The following is a 19018-nucleotide window of genomic DNA, read 5'->3' on the forward strand; positions in this document are numbered from 1 at the left end:
AAGTAAAATGAGATATCATCTAGCGGGAAATATCCCACCAAAAAGACATACGATCTTTAAGTCTCCAGAAGATAAATTTTACTATGAACAGCTCTTCGGCACAGAAGGCTTCCATGGTATTTCTTCTCTGTTATATCATATCCACCGCCCTACACAGATTAAATCTATCGGTGAGCCGAAAGATGTCACTCCCAAAATAGCTGTGGAAAAAAACATTGCCCCAAGAATGTTCAAAGGGATGAATGTTACTCCTGAAGATGATTTCATGGACAGCCGAAAAATCCTTTTGATGAACAATGATCTGAAAATGGGATTGGCAAAACCAAGAAAATCAATGGATTATTTCTACAAAAATGCGGAATGTGATGAGCTTTTATATGTTCACCAGGGAACAGGAATTTTAAAAACATTTGTAGGAGATCTTGAATTTGTAACCGGAGATTATCTTATTATTCCAAGAGGAACAATCTACCAGGTAGAGCTGAAGTCCGATGATACTGTATTTTTTGTATTGGAAAGCCACTCGCCTATTTATACACCAAAAAGATACAGAAATGAATTCGGACAGCTTTTGGAGCATTCTCCATTCTGCGAAAGAGATATGATTGCACCTGCTTTTAAAGAGCCTATTGACGAAAAAGGAGAATTCTTAATCAAAGTAAAAAAAGAAAACCAGATTACAGATTTCATCTATGCTACTCATCCATTTGATGTAGTAGGCTGGGACGGATATTTTTATCCTTATAAATTCAATATTAAAAACTTCGAACCTATTACAGGAAGAATTCACCAACCGCCACCGGTGCACCAGAATTTTGAAGGACACAATTTCGTAGTTTGTTCATTCTGCGCAAGAATGTATGACTATCATCCACAGGCTATTCCGGCACCTTATAATCACTCTAATATTGATTCTGATGAGGTATTATTCTATACAGAAGGTGATTTCATGAGCCGTAATCACATTGATCTGATGGACTTCACCCTTCACCCAGGCGGAATTGTACACGGACCTCACCCGGGTGCGATGGAAAGAAGTATCGGTAAAAAATTCACAGAAGAATATGCGGTAATGGTAGATCCATTCCGTCCATTAAAAATTACGGAAGAAGCTTTAAAAGTGGAAGATCCTTCTTATAAAACTTCATGGCTGGAATAAAACAAAAAAGTATTGGTGAATACATACAAAAGACGCTTTAAATCCTTTATTTAAAGCGTCTTTTTTCGTAAATTTGTGAGGTATGGTTAACATATTTGACCATCATTATTTTTCATAACGTATCCTAAGTAATGGTGGTTTAAAACAAAATCAATATTACATGTTAGAAAGAATCAGATTAGAAAGTTTACGCCAAAAAGTAACCACGGCAGAAAATGCTGTAAAAATCATTAAAGATGGTATGACCATAGGGTCCAGCGGCTTTACAAAAGCAGGTGACAGCAAGGCTATTTTGCCGGCACTCGCTGAAAGAGGAAAAACAGAAGACCTTAAAGTCACTTTAATGACCGGAGCTTCACTCGGCCATGGTACCGACGGAAAACTGGCCGAAGCTAATGTTTTAAAGAAAAGAATGCCCTTTCAGGTAGATCCTATCCTAAGAAATAAGATCAACAGCGGAGAAATTCTCTTTATCGACCAGCATCTAAGCGAAAGTGCCGAACTTCTTCACACTAAAAATCTTCAAAGCATTGACGTAGCAATTATCGAAGCGGCTTATATTGAAAGAGACGGAAGCATTGTTCCTACCACTTCTGTGGGAAACTCAGTGACATTTGCAGCTTTGGCTAAAAAAGTGATTATCGAGATCAATACGGAAGTTCCTGAAGAAGTCTACGGAATCCACGATATTTACCAGGCAGAAGATTATCCTTACAGAAATGTTATTCCTATTGTAGCACCATGGAACAAAATCGGAAGAAAAAGTATTCCTGTTGATCCCGATAAAATTGAAGCCATTGTTTTTACCAACCTTAAGGACAGTCCTGCAGACATTGCAGAACCGGACGAAAAAACAACCGCTATTGCCAAACATCTTCTTGGTTTCTTTGAAAACGAAGTGCTTTTAGGACGTCTTACAGATCGACTGCTGCCGCTTCAGGCTGGTATTGGTAAAGTGGCGAATGCAGTGCTTACAGGATTCAAGGACAGTAACTTTTATGACCTGACGATGTTTTCAGAAGTCCTTCAGGACAGTACATTTGATCTGATAGATTCCGGTAAACTAAGCTTTGCTTCTGCATCATCCATTACTGTTTCCAAGGAATGCTATGAGAGAGTCCTGGGAAATCTTTCAAAATATAAAGACAAGTTCGTTTTAAGACCTCAGAATATTTCCAATACTCCGGGACTGATCAGAAGATTAGGAGTAATAGCGATCAACACTGCTATTGAATTTGATATCTATGGAAACGTAAACTCTACCCATATCGGAGGTACAAAAATCATGAACGGAATTGGAGGTTCCGGAGACTTCGCAAGAAATGCTTATTTAAGTATTTTTGTAACTCAGGCAGTTTCAAAAGGTAACAATATCTCCCATGTCCTTCCAATGGTCTCTCATACCGATCATACAGAACATGATGTAGACATTCTTGTGACAGATATTGGATTGGCTGACTTAAGAGGATTAGCACCAAGAGAAAGAGCACAGAAAATTATTGATAATTGTGTTCACCCCGATTATAAGGAAGAATTACAATCTTACTTTGACAGAGCTTGCGAAAAAGGAGGTCACACCCCTCATTTGCTACAGGAAGCATTCAGCTGGCATCTGAGATTCTCCGAAACAGGAAGCATGAAACAGAAAACAATCGCTGAAATTTCTAATTAAGAATTTCATCAAATAGTATAAAATAAAAGGACTGAATGCAAAGTATTTAGTCCTTTATTTTTAGATTTATCCCAATCTGCTCCACATGACAAAAGTCTTTCTATTCTAGTTAAGATATTTGGAATCGGTGTGATTATAAATATTATCTTTGAAAGAAGAGGTATTGTATGAACAATATAAATACTCTGAACACCCTTAAAAAGAACAAAATATGAATAATTACATCAGCGCAGAAGAAGCAATATATACCATAAAAAGTGGAAACCGTGTCTTTTTTCACGGCAGTGCATGTACTCCCAATTACCTGATTGATGAGCTGGCAAGACAGTCTAATCGTTTGCAAAATGTGGAAATGGTTTCCATTACTCAGCAGGGCAATGTGGAAATTGCAAAACCGGAATACAAAGACAGTTTTTTTATCAACTCTTTATTTGTTTCCACACCTGTGCGTGATGCTGTGAATTCTGACCGCGGAGACTTTGTACCAGTCTTTCTCAGTGAAATTCCTATTTTATTCAGAAAGAACATTCTGCCTCTGGATGTCGCAATTATTACGGTTTCCCCTCCTGACAGACATGGCTTCTGTACATTAGGAACTTCTGTAGATATCGCTAGAGCAGCCGTGGATACTGCAAAGATTATTGTTGCCATTGTGAATCCCAGAATGCCCAGAACACACGGAGATGGTATGATCCACATCAGCAGAATCCATAAACTGGTTTGGCATGAGGAAGAGCTTCCAACAGTAGATTATGGTTCAAAAGTAGGCGCTGAAGAAATGCTTGTAGGAAAAAATGTGGCTGAACTTATTGAAGACAGGTCTACCCTTCAGATGGGGATCGGAACTATTCCTGATGCGGTTTTGAAATGTCTTACCAATCACAAAGACCTGGGAATTCATACCGAAATGCTGAGTGACGGAGTTATTGACCTGATTCAGGATGATGTGATCAACAATAAATACAAAGGGTACAACGATAATAAAACCATTACGAGTTTCTGTTTTGGAACCAGAAAACTCTATGATTATGTGGATGACAACACTGTATTTGCCTTTAGGGATGTAAGTGAGGTCAATTTCCCGATCAATATCATGAGAAACAAAAAAATGGTAGCCATCAATTCGGCCATTGAAATAGACCTTACCGGACAGGTTTGTGCTGATTCTATCGGAACGATGCAGTACAGCGGAATCGGAGGACAAATGGACTTTATGCGCGGCGCCGCTTTAAGTGATGACGGAAAACCTATCATAGCCATTACCGCAAGAACGAAAAAAGGAATTTCAAGAATTGTTCCTTTCCTTAAACAGGGAGCAGGCGTAGTAACAACCAGAGGTCATATTCATTATGTTGTTACCGAATACGGAACGGCTTATCTCTACGGAAAGAATCTCCGACAGAGGGCACAAGAGCTCATTAGCATTGCCCATCCAGACGATAGAGAAATGCTGGAGAAAGCCGCCTTTGAAAGATTTAAACATTGATAACCAAAACATAAGAATTTTTAAGTTACTTTTACGTCTGAAACGGTAAAACATATTTTGAACCGGCATCCGTAAAATCATAAAAAAGCACTAATATTTTGGCAGTATTTTTGATAAAACTCTTTCAAAAACAAGGAAATTGAAAACTATATATAATTCGATACGAGAAGAAGTTGTAAAGCATTCTAAGGTAAGGAATTCTGTTTTGGGGAATGTGAATGAATGGAAAAGAAGCCATTATATTATTCTTTCCGAAATTATTAAAGATGAACTCTCTGAGGCTGAGGAACTAAAAGGAGGGAAAAAATTTGAAATTGGAAATACCATTTCCCATGTCACCCTTCAGCGATTTTTTGAAAACGATTACCAGGACAAAACACATAATGATCTCAGGTTTTTAAAAACCCTGGATAAGATCTGTATTTTCTTAGGGTACAAGGATCTTAATGATTATATCCTTTCTATAAGATACAAGAAACAGAACGATGAAGAAACTGATGATCAGTCCTATCTTACACAGATGGTTTATGACTACTGTGCAACAGCTTTTGAGTTCTGTAAACAGTTTCCCAATCATAATACAAAACTTTTTAAAGACCTGGTTTTTGATGACTCTCCATTTTTGGAAAGGGTTTCGCAGTTCAGCAAAGAATTGTGTGATAAAGATTTCCATCTGGTCACCAAAAATAACAGATCCAATTATGAAGTTTTTGACATTCAGGTGGTCACTGATGAGCCGGATAAAAAAATACTTGAGTCTCAGGAATTCTGGAATCTTCTGTTCAAAGTAGGAGAAACAGGAGAAGAACATTTTGTTAATCAGCTGAGTACACAGATTTATTTCATCCGAAAAATAAACAACACCTGGAAGATATGGGATAACTATAATCCCGATGCCGGTATGCTCAACAGGAAAATTGAAACAGTCTAAAAAATAAAAAGCCGTAGAGAATCTCTACGGCTTTCATGTTTCGAAACATTTTTTCTCACTTGTATTTTGTATTACAAATGTAGGAAGACGATTTTAAACGTAAGAAACTTAAATATACTTAAGTAAACTCTTCTTTAACGTTATGTTAAATATATTCAATGAATACAAGGGAATATTTTCGCCATATCTAAGAATTTTGTAATTTGCATACCAATAAAATAAAAGTAAAAGAGAAAATATGTCAACACTTACATTTGCCGAGAAAATTGCTCAAGCAGAAAATTTCTTACCGATTAACGGTACAGATTACATTGAGTTTTATGTAGGAAATGCAAAACAGGCTGCCCATTATTACAAAACCGCTTTCGGTTTTCAGTCTGTAGCTTATGCCGGTCCTGAAACAGGAGTAAGAGACCGTGCATCTTATGTGCTTCAACAGGGAAAAATCAGATTGGTATTAACGACCGGATTGAAGTCTGACTCTCCTATTAGTGAGCACGTAAAAAAACATGGTGACGGAGTAAAAATTTTGGCACTTTGGGTAGATGACGCTTATGCAGCTTTCGAAGAAACAACTAAAAGAGGTGGAAAACCTTATTTAGAGCCTGTAACGTTAACTGATGAGCATGGTGAGGTAAGAATGTCGGGAATCTATACGTATGGAGAAACCATTCACATGTTTATTGAAAGAAAAAATTATAACGGAGCTTTTATGCCTGGATATGAAAAGTGGGAAAGTGATTATAAGCCTGAAGAAGCAGGTTTATTATACGTAGACCACTGTGTAGGAAATGTTGACTGGAACAGAATGGTCCCAACCGTTGAATGGTATGAAAAAGTAATGGGATTTGTAAATATTCTTTCTTTTGATGACAAGCAGATCAATACAGAATATTCTGCATTGATGTCTAAAGTAATGTCAAATGGAAACGGATTTGCAAAGTTCCCTATCAATGAGCCTGCAGAAGGTAAAAAGAAATCTCAGGTAGAAGAATATCTTGATTTCTATGAAGGGGAAGGAGTACAGCACATCGCTGTGGCTACAAAAGACATTATTCACACGGTAACTGAGCTGAAAAAACGTGGTGTAGAGTTCCTTTCTGCTCCACCAGAAGCTTATTACGATATGGTTCCTGAAAGAGTAGGCCATATTGATGAAGATCTTAAAAAACTTCAGAATTTAGGTATACTTATTGATCATGATGAAGAAGGGTATTTACTACAGATCTTTACTAAACCTGTAGAAGACCGCCCTACTCTATTCTTCGAGATTATTGAAAGACACGGTGCACAGAGTTTTGGTGCCGGAAATTTCAAAGCTTTATTCGAAGCATTGGAGAGAGAGCAAGAAAGAAGAGGTAATCTTTAATTTTACGTTAAAAATATAAGTTTTGTCAGAATACCGTATTCTGGCAAAACTTTTTTATAAAACACAGTATATGAGAAAATTTTTAATCGGGACTCTTTTTCTGGGAACATTAGGGCTTAAAGCTCAATATGGATCTTTGAATGAAATCCTTAACCGACTTGAACAAAGAAAGGGCATCAATCAGCATCTTGAAAATGTAAATATTGACAACAAAAAGTTCATTTTCATCAAAGATGAAGCCGATCATACAGAACGGGACTTTATTATTATCAAAGGCAATAATGCCACTTATGTAGAAGTTTTCGATGATAAAGCTACAGGAGAAAGCAGTTCCAATGTTTTTACCGGTGATATTATCAGGAAAAAAAATATTATTTCTTTAAGAGCAGACATGCTTGAAAACAAAAAAATCCCAATGCCTGTTACCAAAACTCTATTATTGACCCAGCAGGACAATATTCTGTACCTCATCGATGTCAATACCAGAGATCGATGGATTGATGAAGCATCTTACTCAAAAAAAGCAAAATAAATATTCTGAGGAAATCTCTCAGCGTGATCTTTAAATCTAACTAAAATCTAAACTTATGAAATCATTTGTAGACTATTCCTCAAATTCGGATTTTTCCATCCACAATATTCCTTTCGGAGTCGCAGTTTTTAACAAAGAATATATCGGATGCTGTACAAGAATCGGAGATCAGGTAATTGATCTTGCTACCTTGTACGATCTTGGGTATTTCGAAGATATTGAAGGATTAGACGACAATGTTTTTGAAGCCTATACCATCAACGAATTTATCGAACTGGGTAAACCTGTTACCAATGCCATTCGTACTAAAATTCAGACCTTATTACAGGAGGGTTCCATTTTATCAAAAGATCAGAAAACGATTGAAGAAGCCTTCTATGATCTGGATAAAGTAAAAATGATGATGCCTCTTCACATCCCGAATTACACTGACTTTTACAGCAGCATTGAACATGCTACCAACGTAGGAAAAATGTTCCGCGATCCTGAAAACGCTTTATTACCCAACTGGAAACATTTACCGGTAGGTTACCACGGAAGAGCCTCCTCTATCGTAGTTTCAGGTACAGAAATCAACCGTCCAAAAGGTCAGATGAAGCCTGCAGATGCAGACAAGCCTGTTTTTGGGCCATGCAAACAACTGGATTTCGAATTGGAAATGGCTTTCGTCATCAACAAAAATACGGAGATGGGAGAAAGTATTTCTACAAAAGAGGCAGAAGATGCTATTTTCGGAATGGTAGTTTTCAATGATTGGTCTGCAAGAGATATTCAATCATGGGAATATGTTCCACTAGGGCCATTCCTTGCGAAAAACTTCGGTTCTTCTATTTCTCCCTGGGTAGTTACTCTTGAAGCTTTAGAACCATTCAGAACGGCTTCTCCAACTCAGGATCCTGAAGTTTTGGATTATCTAAAATTTGAAGGTGATAAAAACTACGATATCAACCTTGAAGTGTACATTCAGCCTGAAAATGGAGACCAAAACCTGATCTCCGAGAGCAACTACAAACACATGTACTGGAATATGACTCAACAACTGGCACACCACACCGTAAACGGATGTAATGTGGAAGTGGGTGACCTGTATGCAAGTGGTACCATTTCAGGAAGTGATCCAAAATCTTTCGGTTCTATGCTTGAACTTACCTGGAGAGGACAAAATCCTTTATCACTTAGCAACGGCGAAGAAAGAAAATTCATTGAAGATAATGATACCGTTACCATGAAAGCTTGGGCTGAAAAAGATGGTGTGAGAGTAGGCTTCGGTGAAGTTTCCGGTAAAATTATTCCAACACTTTAATAACTATTTAAACACTTTAGTTTTTTAAGCTAAAAAATTATGATAAAATCAAGTTCACTTTAGTTTTTGAAAATCTACGATTTTCATTTTTCCCTTCATTATGATTACTCAAAAAATAATTAATGATCTGTCTTATAAAGTTGTTGGAGCTTGTATTGAGGTCCATAAACTAGCAGGTCCTGGCTTATATGAAGAGGTTTATCATCAGTGTTTGGAAAAAGAATTTAAATTATTAGGTTTAAAATATCAAAGTGAACTTGAAATACCATTTTTCTATAAAGAAAGCTATATAGATTGTAAATTAAAATGTGACTTTTTGATTGAAGATTTGATTGTTTTAGAAATAAAATCAGTTGCTGAAATTCATCAGATTCATAAAGCACAAACTATGAATTACATGAATCTATTAAATCAACCTCGCTCAATTTTAGTTAATTTCAATGTTACCAACCTTTATCACGAAGGCTGTGAGTTCTTTGCTTCTAACTATTTAAAGAACTTCCCAAAGAATGAAAATCACAGATTTTCAAACTTAAGTGCTCTTCAATAAGGCATTGTCATAAATTACTAAAAACAACTTAAGTGTTAAAAACAAAAATATGAAAACAGTAATCCCCTCCGAGATAACCTCCGTACAACTGCAGACGATCATGCAGACGGCTGTTTCACCACGCCCGATTGCTTTGGCTTCTACTGTAGATAAAGATGGTACGATCAACTTATCTCCGTTCAGTTTTTTTAATATGTTCAGTACGGTTCCTCCGATTTTGATTTTTTCACCATCAAGGAGAGTACGTGACAATACAACGAAACACACGCTGGAAAACGTTCTTGAAGTACCGGAAGTCGTTATTGGAACAGTAAATTTTCCAATTGTACAACAAATCTCTTTAGCTTCTACAGAATATGAAACCGGAGTGAATGAGTTTATCAAATCCGGTCTTACGATGAAAGAGGCAGATCTTGTACAACCTAAACTGATTGAAGAATGCCCCGTAAACTTTGAATGTAAAGTTTTAGAGGTAAAATCGTTGGGAGATCAGGGAGGCGCCGGAAATCTTGTGATTTGTGAAGTTCAGAAAATCCATATCAGAGAAGAATATCTGAATGAAGCCGGAAATCTGGATCAGAAAAAACTGGATATGGTAGCCCGTTTAGGCAGCAATTGGTATTCCAGAAGCAACGAAAACAGTCTTTTTGAAGTTCCAAAACCTTTGGTAACGAAAGGAATTGGCTTTGACCTGTTACCGGATTCCATTAAGTACAGCAAAGTGTTTACTGGAAATGATCTTGGGATGCTTGCCAATACAGAAATATTACCTGCGGGTGACTTCCATGCCGATGAAAATATTCATGCGGATGCCCAGAAATTACTTCTGGAAAGCAAAGTTGAAGAAGCCTGGGTTTTACTCACTATCCAATAAAAAAGCGGCCTGAAATTTCAGGCCGCTTTTTTATTGGAAGTTGGATACCAGAGGCTGGGAGTTTATAAAGTCTTCTGAATAACTTTTTCCCAATTAATAATCTTTTGGAAAAAATTTCTATTTTGGTTTCAATAGATATAGAACACAGTTAATAACTTTCAGCTTCCTTACTTATATTTTACTTTGCTTTCAATGATTCTGAAATAGTAATTTTTCCTTTTTCAGCAAAGTCTGCCGCTTTGCCATTTTTATCAATGGAAACATTCAGGTTGTCATTTTTAGCGTCATAGTAAATGCTGGTAGCATATCCTGGACAATCGTGCTGCTTGCATCCTGTCAGCTTATAAATTCCGTTGTCGGAAGTAACAGGACTTTCCACATTGAAATTCTTTACCATTTCATCATATTGGGTTCCTACTAACTTTTTCAGCCTTTCTGTGATGCCCTTATCTTCAAAGAATTTAATATCATGGGGATACTTTCCTACATTTTTAGTAATAATAGTGGATGCTCCTGAAGCAGAAGAAGGAGATGCAACAGAATCGTTTTTTGGAGTTGATACAGAATCTTTGGGCATTACTGTGGCTAAGGTATCTGTGTTTACGGAAGATTCTGTTTTTGTCTCTTTTTTACATGAAACAACACATAATGACAGCGCAAATGCGCCTGCAATAATTTTTTTCATAATGATACTGATAAGGTGGTTAATCTGTTATAACGTAATTTCAAACGTTTTATTTCAATTTTTTATTTATAAAATCAATAGACTTCTCAGTTACGGTGTTCAGATCTTGTGGTAAAACAGTTTCTATCCATGGTTCTTTGGCTCCGAATGTATGGTTGGCATTTTCAATCAGAAACAGTTCAGAATTGGGGTGAAGGATATGAAGATGTTCAGCCTGTTTCACCTCCACTGCTTCATCCTCTGTTCCATGAATAATCAGCATATGAGCCTTGGCCATTTCTGTAGCCCGCTCTACATCAAAACGATGAATATAGTTCTCATAATCTTCATAAAACTGATAATAGTGGGGCATTTCCTGTTGGGTACGCCCGTTCAGAGCATAATATACCCCGTTATTTTTCCAGTTTTCGAATGCTTCTCCCTTTGGAAAACGGTCTAAAGTATCTACACTCGCCAATGTAATCAGACCATTGATTCTTTCGTCCTCAAAAGTTTTAACAATCGAAATACCTCCTCCTCTGCTGTGTCCGATCAAAATAATCTTTTCATCATCAACATGAGGATCTTTGCTAAAATGATCAATAACGACTCCCAGATCAGAAAGTTCCTTAGAATAATTATTATGACCAAAAGCTTCAAGATCTGCAAAATCCGTCGGATTATCCGTTGTTGTTCCGTTGTGTGAAAAATTAAACTTAACAAAGAAAAAACCTGCTTCAGCAAATTTTTTGGCCATCAGATCCCAGGCTCCCCAATCTTTATAACCTTTATATCCATGAACAAATATGACGAGTGGAAGCTTTTCTTCAGTATCTGTATAAAAAATATCCGCAAGAAAACCTTTCGTTTCTTTATTTTCTAAATATATATTCTTTTCACTAATTACATTCATAAAACAAATGGGGCTTATTTTTTAATATTATATACACTTATGTCATGTATTCAAATTGAAATTTATGAAAAAAACTCTGTTTTTCAATGTAAATTCCTAGTTTCTTTTATCTAAAGTCAAGCTGAAGTTTATAAAAATAGCCTTATTTTTGTTTCATGCAGAATTTAAGAACTGTAACCGTGATGCGTTACATTCTGCCCCTGAGAGAAGGAGGATCTCTTCCCGCTCTGGCAGAAGCTGATGATGATTTCAAATATGTATTAAAATTCCGTGGTGCAGGCCATGGGGTAAAAATGCTGATCTCCGAACTTTTAGGCGGAAAAATTACCGAAGCATTAGGACTTAAGATTCCTGAACTTGTTTTTGTCAATCTTGATGCTGACTTCGGAAGAACGGAAGCTGATGAAGAAATACAGGATCTCCTGAAGTCTTCCGAAGGCCTGAATCTTGGGTTACATTATCTTTCCGGTTCTATTACCTATGATCCTGGAGTAAATGTTGATCCGCTTCTGGCCTCAAAAATAGTGTGGCTGGATGCTTTCATTACCAATATTGACCGTACTTTTAAAAATACAAACATGCTGATGTGGCATAAAGAACTTTGGATCATTGATAATGGAGCTTCGTTCTATTTCCATCATTCATGGCAGAATTTTGATACTGCGGCAAAAACGCCTTTCAAATATGTGAAAGACCATGTACTTCTTCCAAAAGCAAAAATGCTTGACGAAGCAGACAAATTTGGCCACGAAGTATTGAATGACAAATTTTTCAGAGAACTTGTCAATATGATTCCTGAAGACTGGTTACATTGGAATGATGCCGATGAAACGCCTGATGAAATCCGTGAGATCTATTTTCAGTTTATGAAAACCAGATTAGAAAATTCTCAAATCTTTGTAAACGAAGCGAAAAATGCAAGAGGATAAAATATATGAATATGCGGTAATACGCCTGGTACCTAAGGTTGAAAGAGAAGAATTTTTCAATATCGGATTGGTGATGTTTTCCAAAAAGGAAAAATTCATCAAAGCGGAATTCTATTTGTGTCCTGATAAATTCAACCTGATGCATAGCAAGCTGGATTATGATGATGTTATCCATAATCTGGAAAGCTTTCAGAAGATTGCCAGTGGAGATAAAAACGGTGGTCCTATTGCTCTCCTTGACATCCCGGAACGCTTCCGCTGGCTAACCGCCGTAAGAAGTGCTGTTGTACAGACATCGAGACCTCATCCCGGAAAATCCAAGGATCTGAATGCTACTTTTGGTAAGCTTTTTGAGGAGTTAGTAAAATAGCACATCCTAAAAAATTTATTATGAATTTATCGATAAACAACATATTAAACTACAGGTTTTTAACAAACCTGTTTTTTGTTTTATTCTTAAGTCTTTCAAATTTATTTTTTTCTCAAAACTTTTCACAAGTTCCCAACCCGGCACCTTCCGTAAAAAGTACATTACTTCCCGAAATAGCCAATCTGTCTGAAGATATTGTCTATAAAACCAACAGGAAAGGAAATCCTGTTAAACTGGACGTTTTTACACCCAAAAACATTTCAGCCAGCCAGCAGCTTCCTGTTCTGATCTATGTACATGGAGGCGGATGGGTTGAAGGTGATAAGATAATCCATTCGGATAATTATGTTGAAACTACCATTGCAAAACTGATGGCAAAGCAGTATGCTGTAATCAGTATCAATTACACTCTTCTGAATGACAGTACTCATTTTCCGTTACCTTTGGAAGACACTAAAGATGCCATAAGATGGGTAAGAAAGAATGCCGAAAAATATCATTTCGATGGTAATAATATTGGGCTTTTCGGAGCCTCAGCAGGAGCTCATCTTTCTTTGCTTGCAGCCTATACTCCGGATAATACTTTTATTGGAAATCCGGAACTTTCCTCTTATTCTGCCAAAGTCAATTATGTGATTGATCATTATGGACCTGCTGATCTGAACAAGTTATTTCATACCAAACTTGGAACAATTCCTGTAGCCATGATCGGACTGATGTCGAAAAAAATCGTCAGTTTACAGCAAAATCTGGTGAAGGGACTTTCCGGCTATGATGTCAGAAAAGATCAGGACAGAGCGATCAATTATTTAGAAACCATATCTCCCGTTAATTTTGTTTCAGGAGGTGTCCCAACTTTAATTGTTCAGGGAAATAACGATAAAATCGTCCCTTTGAGCCAATCTAAAAAGCTTCACAGGAAACTCAACAGGGCAAAAATTCAGAATTCTTTAATCATCGTTGATGGCGGAGTACATGGTTTTGGTACTACTGATAAAGCTTATCTGGATCAACTTACAGATCAGATGGTAGATTTCATTCTTTCACAGAAGAAATAATATACATTGAGCTATTTAAAATAAAATCAATTCATTAAAAACCAATATAATAAAATAAATAACAACAACAAATTTGCTAAATTGATATACATATTGATATTTTTTAATTGAGAATTAATTACCTTGGCTATTGTTTAAACTATTTATAACAAAAATGCTAATAATTTAGTTATTCATTAATAAAAATAAGTAATATGGAATATTTAAATAATATCAATGCTCTTACCCTCATATTTGCTTCTGTTCTTATTTTTGCCATAGCGTACCGGTTCTATGGTATTTTTATCGCTAATAAAGTTCTCAGGCTGAATGACCAGAATGTAACCCCTGCTGTAGAGTTTGCAGATGGTAAAGATTACGTAGCCACCAATAAAAATGTGCTTTTCGGGCATCATTTTGCCGCTATTGCTGCTGCCGGACCGTTAGTAGGTCCCGTTCTCGCAGCACAATTTGGGTATCTTCCAGGCGCATTATGGATTCTGATCGGTTGTGTATTGGGAGGCGGGGTGCATGACATGGTTGTACTCTTTGCTTCTGTAAGACATAAAGGTCAAAGTCTCGCGACTATCGCTTCGAAAGAAATCGGAAAAGCAACAGGAACGGTAGCTGGTTTTGCGATTCTTTTCATCCTTATTCTTACGCTTGCCGGTTTATCTTTGGCTTGTATCAATGCGATGCATGAAGCCTCATGGTCTCTTTTTACGGTAGTGATTACCATGCCCATTGCAATCATTATGGGACTGATCATGCGTTACAAAAAGAACAGTGTTTTGTTTGCAAGTATTTTAGGCGGTATACTTTTGATTGCCGGAATCATTGGAGGTCACACTCTGATGCAGAACCCTACCATGAATAATCTGTTTTCCTGGGATATTAAAACAATTTCTATCGCGATTCCTCTGTATGGTTTTATTGCTTCTGTATTACCTGTCTGGCTGCTTTTGGTTCCCAGAGATTATCTTTCTACCTATTTAAAGATAGGAACGATTATTATGCTGGCAATCGGGGTAATTGTCATTCATCCAACAATACAGATGCCGGCTATTACTGAATTTGTAAATGGTGGAGGTCCTATTATTGGAGGTCCGGTACTTCCTTTTATCTTCATTGTGATTGCCTGTGGGGCGATTTCCGGATTCCACGCTGTGATAGCGACGGGAACAACTCCGAAAATGCTCACTAAGGAAAGGGAAATCCTTTTCGTAGGATATGGAGCAATGCTTGTAGAAGGTTTTGTAGCTTTAATGGCACTTATTGCAGCCTGTACATTGATGCCGGGGGATTATTTTGCAATCAATACGCCTAAGGAAGCGTATGATACTTTTCTTGCAACGCACCCTTCTCTTCACGGGGTAGACATCGATTATTATTCCCAAAAGATTGGCATTGACCTTTATGGCAGAACCGGAGGGGCAGTTTCTCTGGCGGTAGGAATGGCTCATATCTTCAATAAAATCCCGTATATGGATCAGCTGACTGCGTATTGGTATAATTTTGCGATTATGTTTGAAGCAGTATTTATTCTTACTGCCATTGATGCAGGAACAAGGGTTGGACGTTTCTTTTTACAGGAAATGCTGGGCTCTGTAGTTCCAAAATTTAATGATAAAAACTGGATTCCCGGAATTATTATCAGCAGTCTTCTTTTCACTTTTGCCTGGGGATATCTCGTGTACACCGGAAATGTAAATAGTATCTGGCCGTTATTCGGGATCAGTAATCAGCTATTGGCAGCCTGTGGACTTATCGTCTGCACAACAATGCTGATAAGGATGAACAGAGGAAGATATGCTTTATGCTCGGCTGTTCCCGGAGTTTTTATGGCCATTATTACTTTCTGGGCCGGCTATATTCAGGTCACCGCTATCTATATTCCAAAAGGACAATATTTACTGGCTGCATTAGCGGCAACAGCAATGATTCTTATGCTTATTGTATTTATAGGAGCCTTCAGGAAATGGTATCAACTTCTTCGGATCAACACAACGGAGATTGATCATTATGGTGAACCGGTGAAAGAACTGGTAGAAAGATAACATTCATATTATCATAAAGAAAAAACAGTTCAGAAATTCTGAACTGTTTTTTTATAAGAGTTGTTTAAACTTATAAAAAATGTAAGATATATATTAAAACCATTAAGAAGGATTTAAGAAATAAAGTATACTTAAGATGAATCATTCTGATTTTAAGCTTAAAGCAAAGCTTATCTTAATACTCTTAACACCTTAATACAGTCTTAATGTTTCCAAAATAAAAGTTTAAACAAGTTGATAAGTATGATCTGTTATTGTATTTAAAAATTAAAATTAAGTCTTGCAAAAACATATCTTCCATTCTGCCCAAACTGTGAAGTGGAACGCGAATAGATGAACTGATCGTTATTTGTAGAAGCAGTAAGATTTTTCGTTGGATAAATATCAAATAAGTTATTTACTCCCAATGTCAATCCTACATTTTTCGTAAACTGATAGGCAGCAGACAGGTCAGTAATAATCTTATCTCCGATCTGTTGGTGCTCATTAAAATCAATGATACCATCTCCATTCACATCAATAATATCAGCCCCTGTCACTTTTCCAAAATAAGTATTTCTCAGATAGAAAGTAGCACTTTTCCATGCAAGAGTATGGGAAAGACTGGCTTTCACTCTTGGCACTGCTTCTTCCAGATACACTCTTGATTTTTCTGAGAAATATACTTTCTCAAGCTGTGGCGACTGTAAAAGTCCAGCAGAATGAATATCTCCTACCTGTTTGGTTTTATTAAGGTTAATGGCAAAGCTGTTATCCAACTTAAATCCTGAGAATCTTGCATTATGGGAGATGACAACATCCAGCCCTTTTGTTTCTGTATCAATCGCATTGGTAAAGAACTGTGCAGCATTGATTCCTAATTGATCATAAGCTTCCTGTGCTTTCTGAGGAACATTTGCTCTTAAAAACTGATCGGTAAGGATGACACGGTTATCAATTCTTGTGAAATATCCATCTGCAGTGAAGCTAAGCCCTACTGAAGGAATTTTGTAGGTAAATCCTACACTTGCAGATTTGGAAGTTTCCTGTTTCAGTTTTGGCATATCCAATAACCCGGCAAGTTGAGAATCATTACTGAAAGTCCCTACTTCCAAAAGTTGATTATTCGTAAATAATGTAGATGTTACATTATAATAAATCTGGTGGATAGATGGTGCTCTGAATCCTGTAGAACCTGCAAATCTCACGTTGAAATTAGGGGCTACTTTAATTCTTGAAGCTAATTTATAATTGAATGTAGAGCCAAAATCAGAATAATTTTCATATCTCGCTGCAGCATCTACCAATAACCAGTTTGTGAAATTGAATTCAACATCTGCATAGGCTGCCACCGATTGTCTGTTTTTATCCACAGCATTCTCAGGCTTGAATCCGTTGAATACCTGTGATCCTCCCGGAAGCGCTGCTCCAAAGAAATCCGTAGGTCTTACAGAATTTCCGTTCCATATATTTCCGGAAGCATCATACGTTGCATAAGAAGCTTCTTCACCCTGGGTAATTTTAAAATTTTCATAACGGTGTTCTGCTCCAAAAGCAACATTGATTCCTTCCCAAACATCATATTTTTTTGAGAAATCTAAATTGATCGTATTTTGAGAAAATCGTAATCCACCTGCATTAAATTCTCTTGGTGAAGCAAAACGTAAGGAAGTGTTTCCTGTATTCTGAATATTATAAGTAAATGAATTCTGTCCATAAGTGTTACTGAAATCAATATTCCAGCCCTCCCATTTTCCTTTGATTCCGGCAGCTAATGAAATATCCTGAATATCTGTTCCAATCTGTGGAAGATAACCGTTTGGATATAATCCTGTAAAAGTTCTGCTTTCGCTTGGTCTTCTGTAAAATCCTCCTGAAGTTCCGTGTCTTATGCTGTAACCACCAAAAGTATACACTTTCCAGTTGTCATTGATTGGCAGCTCGGCATTCACAAAAAACTGGTGATTGTTGAGCTTAGACTGCCCTACCTGCATATTAAAATCCTTTCTCGTCTGCCCTCTGTAAGCCAGTTCCTGATCTGTGATATAATTAAGCTGATCTCTGGTAAAACTTGCTGACTTCAAAACATTCTGCAATGCGGAAATGGTATTGGCCCCCTGGATAGAATTTTGCAAATCCTGAGAAAAGTAATTTACATTCTGTGCATACTGGTGTACATAGTTTACAATCTGCTGTGAATTGGGTGTATTATTGATATTTGTAAAAAGAGAAGAAAGATTCACACCGTCATTCAATGCACGTTGTTCAATCGCGTTATAAGCGTTGTAAATAGGACCACTTTCTGTTCCTGCTCTGTAAGTCGGATTTCTGAACTGTGAAGACCATGTAATATTAAAAAAACCGCCTTTGGTTCCGATTTTATTCCCATAGTTCAAATCCAGCTGAATATTCTGACCATCGAAATCTCCGGTATGGTCGTTTGCCGTTGGCGTAAGGTTCCCTCCATAGCTGATCTGCCCTGCCAGTTTTCCTGTATCTCTTTTCAGATCAAGATTGATCACTCCGGCAATGGCATCAGATCCATATTGTGCAGAAGCTCCATCTCTTAATACTTCAATTCTGTTTAATGCAAAGGACGGAATGGCATTCAGGTCGGTTCCTACTGTACCTCTTCCCGGTGTTCCGTTGACATTGACCAATGCGGAAGTATGTCTTCTCTTTCCATTCACCAAAACTAGCACCTGATCTGGTCCCAGCCCTCTCAGCTGTGCGGGATCCAAATGGTCTGTTCCATCTGAATTAGTCTGAATAGTGGATGTGAAAGAAGGCGCTACAGCATTCAGTATTTGCCCGATATTGGTTTGAGGAAGTATAATTGAAGATTCTTTCACGTTGAATACATCTACAGGAACCGGGCTGTCTGTTTTAGATCTCGCTCCGGCTCTTGATCCCAATACGACTACTTCTTCTACATTATTGGTCTTTATAGTGTCTTTTTTAGTTTGTATGCTGTCTTTTTCCTGTCCGTAAGTAAATACACCGAGGAAAAATAAAACAGAAGCCGAAAGAATAGTTTTTTTATTAGTCATAGTTTAGAATTTGATTAACATTTATGTTTTTTACAAGGTGCAAATGTAAAATTTATTTATTAGTCTACAAAAACAATAGACTTTGTTTTTGTAAAAAATGGTAATCGTTTCTTTCTATCCCTCATTTAAAGTTATGATAAATT

The 19018-nt window shown here is 37.1% G+C and carries 16 protein-coding genes; 13 read left to right on the plus strand and 3 right to left on the minus strand.

Annotated elements, in window-relative coordinates; all coding sequences use genetic code 11:
• Nucleotides 1-7 precede the first annotated feature (7 nt).
• The 9 genes from AC07UM_RS19825 to AC07UM_RS19865 all read left to right on the plus strand — a co-directional run bounded on the left by AC07UM_RS19825 (nt 8) and on the right by AC07UM_RS19865 (nt 9876).
• A complete protein-coding gene (locus tag AC07UM_RS19825; protein WP_077414097.1) occupies nt 8-1159 on the plus strand; it encodes a homogentisate 1,2-dioxygenase in 1152 nt (383 codons plus the stop codon).
• Between the two features lie 160 nt (nt 1160-1319).
• Nucleotides 1320-2831 carry a succinyl-CoA:acetate CoA-transferase ScpC gene (scpC, locus tag AC07UM_RS19830; protein ID WP_494684324.1) on the plus strand — a complete coding sequence of 504 codons (1512 nt, stop codon included), beginning with the start codon at nt 1320-1322 and terminating at the stop codon, nt 2829-2831.
• 211 nt (nt 2832-3042) lie between these two features.
• Nucleotides 3043-4317: an acetyl-CoA hydrolase/transferase family protein gene (locus tag AC07UM_RS19835; RefSeq protein WP_494684325.1), complete on the plus strand. Its 1275-nt coding sequence runs from the start codon at nt 3043-3045 to the stop codon at nt 4315-4317.
• Between the two features lie 139 nt (nt 4318-4456).
• Nucleotides 4457-5248 (plus strand): hypothetical protein, encoded by a 792-nt coding sequence (locus AC07UM_RS19840; protein WP_494684326.1) that lies wholly within the window; start codon nt 4457-4459, stop codon nt 5246-5248.
• Between the two features lie 238 nt (nt 5249-5486).
• Nucleotides 5487-6617 carry a 4-hydroxyphenylpyruvate dioxygenase gene (hppD, locus tag AC07UM_RS19845; protein ID WP_494684327.1) on the plus strand — a complete coding sequence of 377 codons (1131 nt, stop codon included), beginning with the start codon at nt 5487-5489 and terminating at the stop codon, nt 6615-6617.
• 70 nt (nt 6618-6687) lie between these two features.
• Nucleotides 6688-7149, plus strand: coding sequence for a hypothetical protein (locus tag AC07UM_RS19850; RefSeq protein WP_494684328.1), 462 nt, complete (start codon nt 6688-6690; stop codon nt 7147-7149).
• A 55-nt stretch (nt 7150-7204) separates the two neighbouring features.
• On the plus strand, nt 7205-8452 hold the full coding sequence (gene fahA, locus AC07UM_RS19855; protein ID WP_124530682.1) for a fumarylacetoacetase: 1248 nt from the start codon (nt 7205-7207) through the stop codon (nt 8450-8452).
• Nucleotides 8453-8552: 100 nt separating this feature from the next.
• Nucleotides 8553-9002, plus strand: coding sequence for a GxxExxY protein (locus AC07UM_RS19860; protein ID WP_494684329.1), 450 nt, complete (start codon nt 8553-8555; stop codon nt 9000-9002).
• Nucleotides 9003-9051: 49 nt separating this feature from the next.
• Complete coding sequence (locus tag AC07UM_RS19865) at nt 9052-9876, plus strand: flavin reductase family protein (RefSeq protein WP_494684330.1); 825 nt, start codon at nt 9052-9054, stop codon at nt 9874-9876.
• A 178-nt stretch (nt 9877-10054) separates the two neighbouring features.
• Here the strand turns inward: AC07UM_RS19865 and AC07UM_RS19870 are convergent, their stop codons facing one another.
• Together AC07UM_RS19870 and AC07UM_RS19875 are read right to left on the minus strand one after the other, a co-directional pair.
• Nucleotides 10055-10561 (minus strand): Ivy family c-type lysozyme inhibitor, encoded by a 507-nt coding sequence (locus AC07UM_RS19870; RefSeq protein ID WP_494684331.1) that lies wholly within the window; start codon nt 10559-10561, stop codon nt 10055-10057.
• A 49-nt stretch (nt 10562-10610) separates the two neighbouring features.
• The gene (locus tag AC07UM_RS19875; protein WP_494684332.1) at nt 10611-11453 is read right to left on the minus strand and encodes an alpha/beta hydrolase family protein; all 843 of its coding nucleotides are present in this window, start codon (nt 11451-11453) and stop codon (nt 10611-10613) included.
• 155 nt (nt 11454-11608) lie between these two features.
• On the opposite strand from AC07UM_RS19875, the gene AC07UM_RS19880 reads away from it, so the two are divergent.
• From AC07UM_RS19880 to AC07UM_RS19895, 4 genes are all read left to right on the plus strand, one after another.
• Nucleotides 11609-12382, plus strand: coding sequence for a HipA family kinase (locus AC07UM_RS19880; RefSeq protein ID WP_494684333.1), 774 nt, complete (start codon nt 11609-11611; stop codon nt 12380-12382).
• Nucleotides 12369-12752 (plus strand): DUF3037 domain-containing protein, encoded by a 384-nt coding sequence (locus AC07UM_RS19885; RefSeq protein WP_494684334.1) that lies wholly within the window; start codon nt 12369-12371, stop codon nt 12750-12752. Before AC07UM_RS19880 ends, AC07UM_RS19885 begins: the two co-directional genes overlap by 14 nt.
• Before the next feature lie 20 nt (nt 12753-12772).
• Entirely contained in the window at nt 12773-13810 is a 1038-nt protein-coding gene (locus AC07UM_RS19890) for an alpha/beta hydrolase fold domain-containing protein (RefSeq protein WP_494684335.1), read from the plus strand.
• 194 nt (nt 13811-14004) lie between these two features.
• On the plus strand, nt 14005-15846 hold the full coding sequence (locus AC07UM_RS19895) for a carbon starvation CstA family protein (RefSeq protein WP_494684336.1): 1842 nt from the start codon (nt 14005-14007) through the stop codon (nt 15844-15846).
• Nucleotides 15847-16106: 260 nt separating this feature from the next.
• Here AC07UM_RS19895 and AC07UM_RS19900 read toward each other — a convergent pair whose 3' ends face one another.
• On the minus strand, nt 16107-18875 hold the full coding sequence (locus AC07UM_RS19900) for a TonB-dependent receptor plug domain-containing protein (RefSeq protein ID WP_494684337.1): 2769 nt from the start codon (nt 18873-18875) through the stop codon (nt 16107-16109).
• Nucleotides 18876-19018: the final 143 nt, after the last annotated feature.

The organism is Chryseobacterium sp. GW821-FHT04C04, from assembly GCF_059420365.1.

Coding starts and splice junctions, on each gene's coding strand:
- fahA (WP_124530682.1), top strand. CDS start 7,205: ATGAAATCATTTGTAGACTATTCCTCAAATTCGGATTTTTCCATCCAC.
- scpC (WP_494684324.1), top strand. CDS start 1,320: ATGTTAGAAAGAATCAGATTAGAAAGTTTACGCCAAAAAGTAACCACG.
- AC07UM_RS19875 (WP_494684332.1), bottom strand. CDS start 11,453: ATGAATGTAATTAGTGAAAAGAATATATATTTAGAAAATAAAGAAACG.
- AC07UM_RS19870 (WP_494684331.1), bottom strand. CDS start 10,561: ATGAAAAAAATTATTGCAGGCGCATTTGCGCTGTCATTATGTGTTGTT.
- AC07UM_RS19860 (WP_494684329.1), top strand. CDS start 8,553: ATGATTACTCAAAAAATAATTAATGATCTGTCTTATAAAGTTGTTGGA.
- AC07UM_RS19835 (WP_494684325.1), top strand. CDS start 3,043: ATGAATAATTACATCAGCGCAGAAGAAGCAATATATACCATAAAAAGT.
- AC07UM_RS19825 (WP_077414097.1), top strand. CDS start 8: ATGAGATATCATCTAGCGGGAAATATCCCACCAAAAAGACATACGATC.
- AC07UM_RS19895 (WP_494684336.1), top strand. CDS start 14,005: ATGGAATATTTAAATAATATCAATGCTCTTACCCTCATATTTGCTTCT.
- AC07UM_RS19890 (WP_494684335.1), top strand. CDS start 12,773: ATGAATTTATCGATAAACAACATATTAAACTACAGGTTTTTAACAAAC.
- AC07UM_RS19865 (WP_494684330.1), top strand. CDS start 9,052: ATGAAAACAGTAATCCCCTCCGAGATAACCTCCGTACAACTGCAGACG.
- hppD (WP_494684327.1), top strand. CDS start 5,487: ATGTCAACACTTACATTTGCCGAGAAAATTGCTCAAGCAGAAAATTTC.
- AC07UM_RS19880 (WP_494684333.1), top strand. CDS start 11,609: ATGCAGAATTTAAGAACTGTAACCGTGATGCGTTACATTCTGCCCCTG.
- AC07UM_RS19850 (WP_494684328.1), top strand. CDS start 6,688: ATGAGAAAATTTTTAATCGGGACTCTTTTTCTGGGAACATTAGGGCTT.
- AC07UM_RS19885 (WP_494684334.1), top strand. CDS start 12,369: ATGCAAGAGGATAAAATATATGAATATGCGGTAATACGCCTGGTACCT.
- AC07UM_RS19900 (WP_494684337.1), bottom strand. CDS start 18,875: ATGACTAATAAAAAAACTATTCTTTCGGCTTCTGTTTTATTTTTCCTC.